The organism is Paenibacillus sp. FSL A5-0031 (assembly GCF_001956295.1).
In the GTDB taxonomy this organism is placed as follows: domain Bacteria; phylum Bacillota; class Bacilli; order Paenibacillales; family Paenibacillaceae; genus Pristimantibacillus.
In genome coordinates this window covers 155383-169007 of the sequence record NZ_MRTD01000012.1, presented here as the reverse complement: position 1 = coordinate 169007, position 13625 = coordinate 155383, and the positions used below count along the sequence as shown (strand labels likewise).

The following is a 13625-nucleotide window of genomic DNA, read 5'->3' as shown; positions in this document are numbered from 1 at the left end:
TCGCCAAGCCGTCATAGTTGTAAACGCTTTTATAAGTTCATCATACTGCCAACTTCTGTCCAAATCATGGCGGTTCGGGACAAAAACCTTTCCGATCGAGACTGCTTTTAAAAAAGGACAGGCTCGATTTAAAATGTACATCAGACAGCTGGTATGCTTAGGTCGATCAAGGTTCTCAAGAAGTGGGATTCTCAGCTACCGATTCACCGCAAGCATCCTAAAAAAACCGCAATCCTAATGACTGCGGCTCTCTGAGTGAGGACAAAATCAAATGAAATTCGTTCGTACTCAAGTACTGCAGTCCATGCTTGATTATCCCTTAATAGCGCCTGCTGTCATGCCGGCTACAATTTTTTTGTTAAAGAAAATAAACAGAATGAGCATCGGAATAGAGATTAGAACAATATCGGCAAATAACAAATTCCACGATGTCGTGAACCGGCTCATGAAGTTGTACAGCGTCAATTGCACCGTCGCGTTGGAGGAGCCTGGGAAGAAGTAAAGCGGATTAACAAAGTCATTAAATACATTTATCGATTCCAGCACAATGATGGTTGAAGTAACGGGCTTTAGCAGAGGAAAAATAATACTAAAGAACAGCCGCCCGCCGCCCGCGCCGTCAATTAATGCGCTCTCATCAATTTCACGCGGCAGCGTTGCCACAAACGCTTTGTACAAAATAGCTGCAAACGGAAAGTGCAGCGCAACCTCCACGAAAGTGATGCCTGCCAGCGTCTTGAACAGGCCGATCGAGTCGAGTACCCAGATCGTTGGCACGATCGCGGGCGGAATCATCAAGCCTGCCAAAACTAGAAAGTTTAAGAAGGAAGAAAAACGCCCCCCTTCTCTGCGATGCAGCACAAATCCAGCCATCGCACTGACGATGATCAGTACAGTGATCGATAATACCGTCAGCAGCATGCTGTTATAAAAAGCGCGGACAAGCATATGATCGGCAGCAGTCAACACATCCCTGTAATTTTCCAAAATATGAAATGATTTTGGCCACGACATATTCATAAGTGCAGATTCGGCTTGATTTTTAAAAGAGTTGATAATGACAAAATAAAACGGAATCCAAAAAATGGCGGTGCTGAGCACCAGCGAGAACATGGCAACGATAATCCTCTTAGCTGCGCTGCTTATCCCCCTGTTGTCGCCGCGGTTCAGCGGTTTGCCCACGCCTTTATTCATCATTCGGCTCATTTCGCTGCTCATAAGTGCACCTCACTTTTCGTCAGGTACTTATACAGAGGAAACGCCAGTAGTGACACACCGACAAACAGAATGACGTTGCCCGCAGTTGCTAGGCCATAAAAGCCCGCTTGATACTGCTTATATATGATCGAGGCGATCAGGTCGGTCGTGAAACCCGGCCCACCCTTCGTCATGGCCCAGATCAGGTCGAAGGAACGGAGCCCTCCGATGAATGAGAGAATGATGACCGAATTCATCGCCGGTCTGCTTAAGGGAACGGTAATATACCGGAATGCGTTCATGCTGCTCCCGCCATCGATTTTGAGCGCTTCGTAATATTCGCCTGGAATGGCTGAAATGCCTGCGATATAAATAACGGTAGCAACGCCGATACCTTTCCATACGTCTACTAAGGCGACAGACAGAAGCGCAATCTTCGTATTGCCAAGCCAATCGGGTCCGTTAATACCAAATACAGCCAGACTTGTATTGATCAGCCCTTGCGAAGGATGCATCATAATCGAGAAGGCGATTCCGACCGCGATCGTGCTAAGCAGCGTTGGGAAGAAAATAACAGAACGCAAATAGTTTTTAAATAAAACGGTAGAGGTGAGGAACGCACCGAGCAAGAGGCCAAGGATGACCTTGAGGCCGCAGGTTACAACCGCATAAATTAACGTGTTCCTGAAGCCGATGCTGAGCGCCGTCTCTGAGAAAAAAGTGACATAGTTGTCAAAGCCGATGTAATTCCAATCGGTGAGCGTCCAACGCGTCATACTGAAGAAGAGCGATAATACCGTTGGCAGCAAATAAAAGACGAAGTAGATTAGAAATGCGGGAATAAGAAATAAATAAGAGTAAGTCCGAATCGTCAGCTTGGTCATGGCTCTCCCCTTCTTTCCGGAGAAAACGGACTCCGCAGCTTCTTGCGCGGAGTCCCGTCTTCAACTAAAATTCCCGAATGCGGCGGGCGTTCTACCAGCCCGGTAGATTCAACTGCTGCGCTTGTTTCAGAACGTCTTTGTCATAATCCTCGGCGCCCTTCTGCGCGGAGGTGATGCCGCTGCCAACAGCGACAGTGAGGTTCTCAAGGTTCGGGCCTTTGACCGGCGATACGAACTCCAGCGCAGGTGCCGTCTTGCCTTCATCGAAGTATTTCTGCATTTCTTTGACACCCTCGTAAGCATCGTCAGGGAGCTCAATTCCTTTAATCACATTGGGGCCTGCCGCCTTGACTTTGGAGGCAAATATATCCTGGCCTTCCTTAGACACGAAATATTCCGCGAACTTCTTGGCGGCTTCTACTTTCTTGCTGTTCTTGTTGATGTACAGACCGCTCGGCATCCATACCGTCAGTCCGTTGACGTCTGCGCTGTCGCTCGGTATTGGGAAAACGCCGATGTCATTGATCTTGTCTGGGCTATTTTGCAAGATGGAATCAAGTGCGCTAGTCAGCATCGGATAGTGTACACCTGTGCCATCGGCCAGCATTTTCAAAGCAACGTCATATGTTGTGGCTAGGAAGTCCTTATTCATATAGCCTGCTTTAAACGGTTCCTCCGTCTTTTCGAAGCTGCGCAGTGCAGCTGGTGTCGTTGCGTACTTCGCCTTATTGTTCGTGTAATCGTCTGCGAAATTCGGAACCTGCGCCTGCAGGTTGTAGTAATCACCGAGAACAAACAGCTGGGACGTCCAAGTATCCTTGTAGGACGCGATAACAGCGGTTTTGCCCGCAGCTTTGATCTTCTCATTGTTCGCCATGAATTCGGTCCATGTTTGCGGGACGGTTAATCCGAGCTCACCGTACACCTTCTTGTTGTAAAGTATCGCACCGGCGGAGCTTGATCCGACGGGCGCGCCGTACACCTTGCCATCGACCGTAACTACTGTTTTGAAGGAATCAAGCACGTCCGCCATAAACGATTCATTCGTCAGGTCGAGAAAGTTATCCACCGGATTAACTGCCTTCAGCAGCGAGCCCGTATTATAAACGAGAAGGTCGGACATATCTCCTGTTGCCAGGCGCGTCTTGACGAGGTTGTCGCCTTCCGTGCCATCCGGTTTGATGTCATACTCAATGGTGATATTCAGCTTTTTCTCTGCTTCAGTGGCAACCGCCTTAAGCGCTTCGAGCGTTGTGCCTGAATTGCCTACCATCAGCGTTAAGGTCGTTTTCGCTGCAGGTTCGCTTGTCGTGTCCGTTTTCCCGTTCGTAGCGCCGGTGTTGTTCTTCGTCGCAGAGGGGGTGTTGTTGCTGCTGCCGCATCCAGCGAGCAGCAGCAAGATCATCATCACGCTTGTCACAAATGCGAGTGTTTTGGCAGTCGTTCGTTTCATCGTTCTGGAGCCTCCCTTTGTAGGCATGGACCCTTGCTCCTTTCGGCAGCCGTCCATCGTTGCCTCTTTTTGCATCACTGATGCTGTAAGTTACAATATGATGAATACGCTTCCATAAAGAGCGAGCTTCCGTTCCAAGGGCCCGGGTTCCCTCGTATTTTCAGTCTAAGGGTTTATGTTTTTGATGAATACCTGCTCATTTGCTATTTTAAGGGGGGAATTTTTCCTTTTCACAACAGGAAGTGGTTCGGGCGAGGAAACTTCCAGCTTGCGAGATTGCATCGCCTGCAAGTCGTCTAACTGCTTGCTAGTACTTGGATCATTCGCTCATTTTGCGTTTTGCGAAGGCGGTCGGTGTTTCGCCTGTTATTCTCTTAAACAAATGAGAGAAATGTTTGGCATCCTCGTAACCTACCAGCTCGCCGACTTCAGAAGGACGCGACGTGCCGTCGGCTAGCAGCTCCTTTGCTTTGCTGATCCGGTACCCGCTCACATAATCGGAGAAGGTGTAGCCCGTTTGGCTTTTGAACAATCTGGATAAATGTCCAAGACTGACATGATGATCAGAAGCAAACTGCTGAAGGGAAAGGTCGCCTTGATAGTTGGCATGAATCCAGTTCATCAACACTGGAATGAGCCCTTTAGGCTTCTGTTCCTTTGATGTGTGTGTCCCTGCAATCCCGAATACTGCTGCCATAAGCCATTCCTTGATTGGCTCATAGTCGGTCACTTCGTGCAGCAAGCTCATATCCTCCTGCAGTAGAATCGATGATTCTGCTTGCAAATTGAACTTCAACGAATAGAACAAATCGCTAGCAAACTGCACCAGCTGCTTTTGGGTGACCTCTTTGTACTGAAGACCCTTGACGATACGCGATATCGTATCTCGTCCTCTTGCCATATCGCCCGCTTTAACCTGTGCTTGCAGTGCACGCACCTTTACCCATACTTCTGAAATATCAGGCACAGCCAGCTTCATATCCGGTAATGCCAAGGTCGGCTCGCCGATTCGCAAATGCTCTTCAAGCTGCTTGCCAAGGCGGATGAAGCTGCGATTCAGACTCTCGTGCTCTTTCTTTAATGTGAAGCTCACATGGAGAAGAATGCCATGGGTATTCACATACTCAAAGAGCGATTGAAGCTTTGTCTTTAGCGACTGCGTAAATGCTTCATTCCCAGCGGGCAGCAGCAGTACTCTGCGGCGGCCGTCAATCGTAATGCAGTGACTATCCTGCTCCTTGTTCAAGACGCTCACGAAATGCGCGAGAATATCCGATGCCTCAAGCCCAGCATCCTTCCAAGTAAGCGGCGATGCCCAGTTCTCCAGAAGCAGCAGCACCATGAACAAACGCTGCTGCTCTGCTTCGGCAGGCTTAACATGCTCCATCGCATCCGCCGCCAGCAGCCGTTGCAGAAGTGACCATGCAACACGGTCGCTCCGGCTGCGTGACTCGTCTTCAATACGCGCAAGCAAGCGGTCTACCGCCTTGTAAAGCGTCTCTTTTTTAACAGGCTTCAGCAAGTAGTCCGTCACGCCAGTTTGCATTCCCCGCTGTGCATATGCAAAATCGTCATGGACACTGAGAATGATACCTTTGACGTCAGGTTGGCTGCGGCCAAGCTCAGCCAGCAGTTCCACACCGTCAATGCCTGGCATTGTAATGTCGGTCAACACAAGATGCGGGACTACGGATTTCGCTGCTTCCAGCGCATCTTCCCCGTTCTCAAATGCAAGCACACGATGCAGAGGCTCGTATCGCTTAAAGAGGGCCTCGAGCTCCGCAAGCGCCCACCGCTCGTCTTCTACCAAAAATATATTCATCAGTCGGCCTCTCCCTTCACCTTGACGAATCGTTCATACGGGATCGTCAACCTAACCGTCGTTCCACGGTCAGGAGAACTTATCAGCTCTACTCCATATTTGATGCCATGGAACAGCTTGATTCGCTGCGCGATATTGGAAAGGCCTATACCCTGCCCCTCCTCGTCGTAAGCGTCCACCGCCTGTACTCTCTCCAACCTTCGGCGCAGCATGTGGATGCGTTCCTCTTCAATACCACCACCGTTGTCGGATACTTCGATAATCAGTTCACTGCCAAGCCTCTTAACAGCGATGTCGATTCGACCGCCTGATTTGACCTTGCTCAGTCCGTGAACGATCGCGTTCTCAATTAGCGGCTGAACGGTAAGCTTCAGCACCGATGCTTGCTGCAGCGCCTCCGGTACATCCATATTGAACTCGAATCGATTACCGAATCGGTGCTGCTGAATATTCATGTAATTGCTTATATGCTCCATCTCGTCATGCAGCGGGATAGGATGATGAAGATTTGTCATGCTGTATTTGAACAGCTCGGCCAATGATTCTGCCATCTCTGCAACCTCTTCTATGCCTCGAACCCGGCTGATAGACTTCATAATGTTAAGCGTGTTATACAAAAAATGAGGGTTGATCTGCGCCTGTAGCGCCGATAACTGCGCATTCTTCTCCGCCAGTTTGGATGTGTACACTTCGCTAATTAAGCGTGTAATACTATCCAGCATGTTGTTATAGATACGGCTCAGACGGCCGATCTCATTGTTGCCGGCCACCTCCATTCTCTGGCTCAAATCCCCCTGCTCGACACGCGCCATCTTTTTCATCAAATTACGGAGCGGAAGCGTCATCTGATAAGACAGCATATAGGACACGAACGCAATCAGCCCCATCGCGAGCAGGCCAACGAGAATGAGAATATAAGTAGAGTGTTTCTGCTTGGACAGAAGGAATTCGTTCGGAATTAGAATCAACGTATTCCATTTTGTATAGGAGGATTTCGACGTTGTATAGATATAGCTCTCGCCGTTCCACACCACCTCATTCGATTCATGATTGCCTTGGAAGATGGATAGATCAATTCCTGTATCATCGTTGCCCGTCAGCTCATTCCTGTCGTCATAGACGACACTGCCTTCATCGGTAATGATGAACGCTCTCATATTCCGTTCAACGTCGTTGCTGTCGGAATTGACAAGCATGTCCTTGATGACATTCACATTAATATTAATTTTCATATAGCCCAAAACATCAAGGTATGGAATGCGGCTGATGTTCCGTACGAAGGATATCACCTGAGCTTCACGATCACCGCCCGTATTCTCCGCCGTGACGGGCAGCAGCAGAAATTTGACTCCCGGCATATCCAGCCGATTCTGATACCAGCTCTCGCTTTGAAGATTGAAGCTTATCTTAGGTCCCCCCGCCTTCGATACAAAATAAGCGATGTCGTCCGTGGTGAAAATATAAATGCTCTGGAGCTGAGGGCGCGGCTGAAGATGGGTGAACAGTCTATTGTTGATCGTCAGTTCAATCTGGTTCTGCGTAACGGGGTTAGGAATTCCGTAATGATCAATCAAACTTTCTTGAATAATTGGATCGCCAATAATAGACACAGAGAGCTTCTCCATATCCTGAATATACAGCTCGAAGGTTCGGCTGAACTGCCGAGAAATCGTGTCAGAAAGCGCTAACGTTTGATTTTTGATATCGTTTACATTTTTATAGTAGAAAATAATACAGGTCAGCATGACGATGAACAGCGATACCGCGGAGAAGACGATGAACATTTTACTCTTCAGCAAGTAGTCGTTCCAATTTTTCATCATGGCTTCTCCTTATATAAAGATGTTTCCTCTTATTTTTGCATGAGGACTCTGTGATGGAAAAAACCATTCATAAACTAGTGGAATGATGTATGCGCTGAGCGACCCGTTAAACATAGTGATAGAAACCCGCAGCGTGACTAGCGATGCGCCTTCCTTCCGCTTAATTTGTTTAATGTATAGTATTGCAAATGCGAGACAGCAAATAATAAGGAGGAAAGGAGGTTTGGGAGTGTGAACTTCTATTTTCGACACGCATGCTAGTTTACCTTCCATGATTCTATTTGAGATGAATAAATAATCAACTTGTTATTCCTTTTATTTAGCCTTTAAAAAATAAAAAAAGCCGCCCTTAGGCAGGGCGGCTGCTCTTGCTTATTTCAAACCCCATAGTGCTGGCACATTCGATGGTTCCCAGCCAGCTAATGACGTATGAGGCTGAATACAATAATAGGTTTTGCCTCCGTAAGTAACGAGATCGTTTGCTTTGTAGCTTACATTAGGTGCCCAAGCACTTACCGTTCCACCGTTAGCATCAGTCGTAGCGGCAACTGATGTGCCGCTCGAAACATTGCCCGCGGCATCTTTCGCCACTACAGTAAAGGCATATGCCGTATTTGCAGCAAGACCGCTAATTGTCGTGCTCGTTCCCGTGACGTTCACGTTGGTAGAACCATAAGTCACGGTATAACCGGTTACGCCAACGTTGTCAGTAGATGCTGTCCATGAAAGACTGACGCTGGAGGATGTTTTGCCTGTGACTTGAAGATTCGTTGGCGCTGTTGGCGAGGTTGTATCTCCCGCAGCTGGATTCGTCGTTACTGGAAGTGCATTGCTCGCTCCCGAAATATTCCCAGCTGCATCCTTCGCTGTTACAGTAAATGTATATGCCGTATTAGCAGCAAGACCGCTAATTGTCGTGCTTGTTCCCGTGACGTTCACGCTTGTAGAACCATAAGTCACGGTATAACCCGTCACGCCAACGTTGTCAGTAGATGCCGTCCATGAAAGACTTACGCTGGAGGATGTTTTGCCTGTGACTTGAAGATTCGTTGGCGCTGTTGGCGGGGTTGTGTCTCCCGCAGGTGGATTCGTCGTTACCGAAAGCGCATTGCTCGCTCCCGAAATGTTGCCAGCCGCATCCTTCGCTTTCACAGTAAACGTGTAGGCTGTATTAGCAGCAAGCCCACTAATTGTCGTGCTTGTTCCCGTGACGTTTACGCTTGTAGAACCATAAGTCACGGTATAACCCGTCACGCCAACGTTGTCAGTGGACGCACCCCAAGCTAATGTTACACTATTTGATGTTTTTGCAGTGGATTGAAGGTTGCCCGGTACCGATGGCGCAATGATATCTGCACTACCGGATCCTGCCAAATCGCTCGCCAGCTTGTTTAATAGAACTTTGTTTCGGTCACCGCTAAACTCCCAGAACATGGCACCGCCAAGCCCTTTGTTTTGAATGAAGGCTGTCTTGTGCCCGAGTGATTCTGTATCATCGTAGGAGATAAAAGTACGTTTAACAGCGTTATATAAGTAAGGTACTTTCGCTGTATCATTCCAATAACGTGTGTAGCCGTTTTTATTAATGTAGTTGTTTTCGAGATCTGTATAATCAAATAACCCCGCTTCCCATGTACCTGCAGGTACGCCAGAGCAGCTTTGATACTGCCCATTACCGGTCGCTGCGCAATTGGCCCAGCCCCGACCATAGAAAGGAACTCCCAACACAATTTTACTAGCTGGAACACCGGCATCCAAGTGCCCTTGCACGCCAGACGCACTGTTATAAGTTGCTGCGTTTGGAACGCCCGCCGCCGCTGCTGCAGGATCATAATTCAGCGGAGCATTGTGGGCGCTTACGGTTTGCCAGCCACCGTTGAAATCATATGTCATAATGTTGATCCAATCGACAATCGCAGCAATATTACCTAGCTCGGTATTTTGTGCATACGTCGGACTTGCACCTGAGGCTATCGTCAGCAAATAAGTTTTACCATCCGCCGCACCCGCAGCATTAAGCTTCTCGCGAATCTTCTGAAGCAGCAGCGTATAGTTTTGCTTATCAGCAGCCCTTACGCTATTGCCAGCTAACCCTCCGCTCACCGGATATTCCCAGTCGAGATCAACGCCATCGAATTGATATTTTCGCAGGAAGTCTACCGCTGAATTAGCGAATGTCTCCCTTGTGGCCGCACTGGCCGCAACATCAGAGAATCGGTTCGACCAACTCCATCCGCCTACGGAGATAATTGTTTTTAAATGAGGATTAGCTTGCTTCTGCTTTATCAGCTGCCCAAGATTTCCCTTTATCGGCTTATCCCACGTATCCCCCGGGAACGCTTTCCCTGTGTCGATCCAAGGATCGCCTAATACGATTGTCCCATTTGGCACGTTAATCGTACCCGCTTCGTCCTGACAAGCCCATGTCACAGGATTAGGCCCTGTCGGATCTGAATTTCCGTGAATGCCATTCCAACAAATATCTGCAAACGCATAGTTAATATGAGTCACCTTGCTAACATCCATATCCATGACATTGTAATTTCTGCCATAGGCACCCCAAGAGGGATAATACCCAATTATCTTTGAATTTGAAGCTGCTTCTACCTTCTGTCCACCAAATGCTAGGGAGTAAAACAATGAGAGGATGAGAAAAGCAACCAACAGGATAACACTACTTTTTCGTACCGATGCTCCGCCTAGTACCATTTCTTAAATACACCTCTTCCTTCGATTTTGAAATCGCTTTCAATAAGTGAATATCAAATAGACTCTGCTCAGTCACCTCCTAAAGTAAGGATAAAAACAAAGGAAAACCGTCACATCATAGTTCTGCTAAGTCGTTTGAACAAGAGAAAAGAAGATTGCACAAAGAAGATCGGGGGGGGAAAAGCGGTGTAAAGCGAGTATCTGATATGTTTCTCCCTTTATTGTACGAGGTGTCTCCACAACCAAAAAGAAGGTTGATTATGTTATTAAGGGATAAATATCTCTTATTCTTTGAAAATGGGTTTTTATTTCAACTTCACAGAAAACGGAATCGTTTAATATTATCCTTCTATTGCCATTTGTACCTTCTGAGTTCGCTATTAGCAAAAGGTATCTCAGCACAAAAAAACACGCTAAACTATAGCGTGTTTAACATAAATGCCCTGTGAATTCGAAAACCTTACTCTAATGAAACGATCAATACGTTCTATTCCATACTTTTCAATGATTCAATCATATTAATTTGAGAAACTTTTCGCCGAAGCAGTAAATTAGAAAGCGTAGTAAGTAAGAACGCAAGAAGAATAGAAACTAGCATGATCGTTATGTTTAATTTATCTGGGATTTGCTGATGGGGACTCGACAATGCCTGAACAATAATAGTATAGATATAGCCGCTGATCGGTAACGCTACAATTACCGCAAAGGCGGTTAAAATAATATTTTCGGAAAAGATAAGCCGGTTTATTTTATTTTTTTGATAGCCTAATACTTTCAGTGTTGCAAGCTCACGAATCCTTTCATAAATGTTAATGGAAGATATCGTATAGATAGCCCCAAAGGAGAGTATGACCGCACAAATGATAAACATAATGAATACAAAACTATTTTGCCTCAAAATATATTGCGCGGATTTCTTTAGATCATTCTTATCTGCAATGGTGTCTACACGTTGATCCTGCTCAAAGAAATTACGAACGCTTATCAGATCCGCCGAGCTGTTCGCTTTAACTAAAACCGAGGTTGGGCGATAGTCTATGCCTAAACTATTCACATATTCGGGTGTGCTATAAAACGAAGGATTCGAATATTGGTTAGATATTTTTAAAACCTTCATGTTCACCGATTTTTGGTTAAGCTCTGGTGCTGTAAATTCCATTTGGATTGTATCGCCTTCAGCTATATGATACTTGTCAGCGTAAGATTTGGGTATTAGTACACCATTGTTTTCTAAACGAATTCTTTGATCATTTTCATCAAAGAAATGAATAAGGTCGTTTTCTTTTTCCGTAACAACTAATGTGGCATTTTCTTTGACATCTTCTTTTATAAAGGCAACAGGAAAGGTGGATAATCTATGACTTTTTGCAATATTGGAAGGGAGATTAATCGAATCAGAAGATGTTCCTATTGCATAATCGACTCTCAAATCATAGGTATACACCTCTTCAACTTGATCAGCCACCTTCACCAAAGACATTTGTGTGCCAAATGCAGTAATCAATAAAACAGTGCTTACAACAACACCAACGGAGCTCGCAAAAGCTTTTTGTTTATTTAAAAATATATTTCTCAAAATGAGCTTATGGCTGTAGGAAATTCGGCTCCAAATACCCGGAATTTTTTCAATGAGCAGCTTCTTCATCTTCTTTGGCGGTTTAGGGCGCATCGCCTGGGCTGCACGTTCATTTAATATCATTCTGCCACTAAAGTAACATGACAGGATTCCAAAAGCGCTGGAGAAAATAATAGGAGGAATAATAGAAAGTACTGAAAGTGTAAATGAAATGTCAGGCATAGAGTAAGCTCTTGCATTCGACGCTGTAATTAATGGAATAAATACAATAGCGGATATGACATAACCAAGGATAGAACCTATGATGCTTGCCAGCACAGGATACCCCATATAATGAAGCATAATATTTCTGTTTTTCACACCTAATGCTTTCATAATGCCTACTTGGTTTCTTTGTGAATCAATAATTCTCGACATCGTAAGGAACAGAATAACTGCTTCAATTAAAAAGAGAACAAGAGGTATAACCTTACTCATCAATTTATTATTATGTATCGTTTGGTTCAATTGAGAGTAATTGAAAGACCGTTCTTTACTTTCTTGGCTTAAATAAGGGAGTGGTTTGGATTGTTCCTCAATGTTTTGACCTATTTTATCAATATCGTGACCCTCTTGCGCCTCAATCATGACTTCATTATAGTAAAAGCCGTCTGCGATTGCAGGAATTGTCTCTTCACTAATATAAGCGATTCCGCTGGTTTTATGGTCCTGCGTTTCGTTCTTTTTAGTATGTTCAACATTCTCAATCAAGCCGCTAATTGTAAAATTAAAGCTTCTTCCATTCCTGCTAATACTGATTGTGTCACCTAGTTGAAAATGATGTTCCTTGGCATAAGCGGAATCTATTACGATTTCATCCTGTTTTGACGGGATATTGCCCATAATGATCGTAGGCGTATTTATTTCATTTTTTTCAGGAATGGAATGGATTTTCAAAATCGCTTTATAATCTTTAAAAGCTTGCGTGGCATCAAAGCTATACCGTCCTTCTATTTTATGAATACCTGCAATCTCGCTTAGACGAGCTACATCATCGCTTGAAATTTGGCTGTAGTATACATTTAAGTCACTTAGATGATGTTCTTTAAAATAACCCTTCGTATACGCGCCAAGATTGTCGCTCAAAGTTACAAGCCCCGTATAGAAGAAAGCTCCTACTGCGATAACCAAAACAAAAGCTGTAAATTGTCCTATCGATTGTTTGATATCTCTTAATGATTTCAAAAATAATTTCATAATTACCACTCAATCCCTTCAACACTTTGTTTTTCCTCATTTATAGTGATGCTCTCTATCATTCCGCTTTTAACCTTTATGACTTTATCAGCCATAGGAGCAATCGCAGAGTTATGCGTGACCACAACAACGCATTTTTTCGTATCTTTGTTCAAATCTTGAAGAAGCTTCAAGACAGACTTGCCCGTTACATAATCCAAAGCTCCGGTTGGCTCATCACAAAGCAGCAGTAAAGGATTTTTGGCAACCGCTCTCGCGATAGCAACTCTTTGCTGTTCCCCTCCAGATAACTGGGAAGGGAAGTTTTTGATTCGGTCTTTTAATCCCACTTTATGTAAAATATCTTTAGCGTCCAAATGGTTTTTGCATACTTCCGTCGCAAATTCAACATTCTCTAACGTGTTTAAATTCGGAATCAAATTGTAAAATTGAAATACAAAACCTATCTTTTCACCACGGTATTCTGTTAATTTTTTTTCGCCTAATCTTGTGATTTCATGGTCACCAACAAACACTTGACCTGAAGTAGCTGTATCCATTCCGCCAAGTATGTTCAAAATTGTACTTTTGCCGGCACCACTTGCACCTAAAATGACAACGAATTCCCCTTCTGCTATGGAAAAATCAACACCCGCTAGCGCCTTTATTGTCACTTCACCTATGTTGTATTCTTTAGTTACATTTTTGAAATCGATTAACTTTTTCACTACTTTCATCTCCTCGTATCCTATTTTTTTAGAACATGGTTTGTTGTTTCACCGGTTAACTTATGGAGGCAACGCCCCATTACTGCACTATTTTTCCATCATATACCATCCAAAAGAAATGACCTTCCCTCAGTCGATGTATTTTGCGCTCGGTCTCCAGAAGGAGTTTGATCGATCTATTGTCACGGTATCGCCAACAAAATCTGATGATAGCCTTC

Annotated in this window: 8 protein-coding genes; all 8 read right to left on the bottom strand. The window is 45.1% G+C overall.

Features of this window, described 5'->3' with window-relative positions; translation table 11 throughout:
• Positions 1-312: 312 nt before the first annotated feature.
• Complete coding sequence (locus BK120_RS21270) at positions 313-1218, bottom strand: carbohydrate ABC transporter permease (protein ID WP_305953900.1); 906 nt, start codon at positions 1216-1218, stop codon at positions 313-315.
• A complete protein-coding gene (locus BK120_RS21265) occupies positions 1215-2081 on the bottom strand; it encodes a carbohydrate ABC transporter permease (protein ID WP_076269499.1) in 867 nt (288 codons plus the stop codon). The genes BK120_RS21270 and BK120_RS21265 overlap by 4 nt, the downstream gene beginning before the upstream one ends.
• Positions 2082-2172: 91 nt before the next feature.
• A complete protein-coding gene (locus tag BK120_RS21260) occupies positions 2173-3561 on the bottom strand; it encodes an ABC transporter substrate-binding protein (RefSeq protein WP_256710974.1) in 1389 nt (462 codons plus the stop codon).
• 292 nt (positions 3562-3853) lie between these two features.
• A complete protein-coding gene (locus BK120_RS21255) occupies positions 3854-5356 on the bottom strand; it encodes a response regulator transcription factor (RefSeq protein ID WP_076269498.1) in 1503 nt (500 codons plus the stop codon).
• Positions 5356-7179, bottom strand: a complete 1824-nt coding sequence (locus tag BK120_RS21250) for a sensor histidine kinase (protein ID WP_083682280.1) — start codon at positions 7177-7179, stop codon at positions 5356-5358. The genes BK120_RS21255 and BK120_RS21250 overlap by 1 nt, the downstream gene beginning before the upstream one ends.
• Before the next feature lie 372 nt (positions 7180-7551).
• Positions 7552-9888: a glycosyl hydrolase family 18 protein gene (locus BK120_RS21245; protein WP_076269496.1), complete on the bottom strand. Its 2337-nt coding sequence runs from the start codon at positions 9886-9888 to the stop codon at positions 7552-7554.
• A 487-nt stretch (positions 9889-10375) separates the two neighbouring features.
• Positions 10376-12700, bottom strand: a complete 2325-nt coding sequence (locus BK120_RS21240; RefSeq protein WP_076269614.1) for an ABC transporter permease — start codon at positions 12698-12700, stop codon at positions 10376-10378.
• Positions 12701-12702: 2 nt separating this feature from the next.
• Entirely contained in the window at positions 12703-13407 is a 705-nt protein-coding gene (locus BK120_RS21235; RefSeq protein WP_076269495.1) for an ABC transporter ATP-binding protein, read from the bottom strand.
• Between the last annotated feature and the right edge of the window lie 218 nt (positions 13408-13625).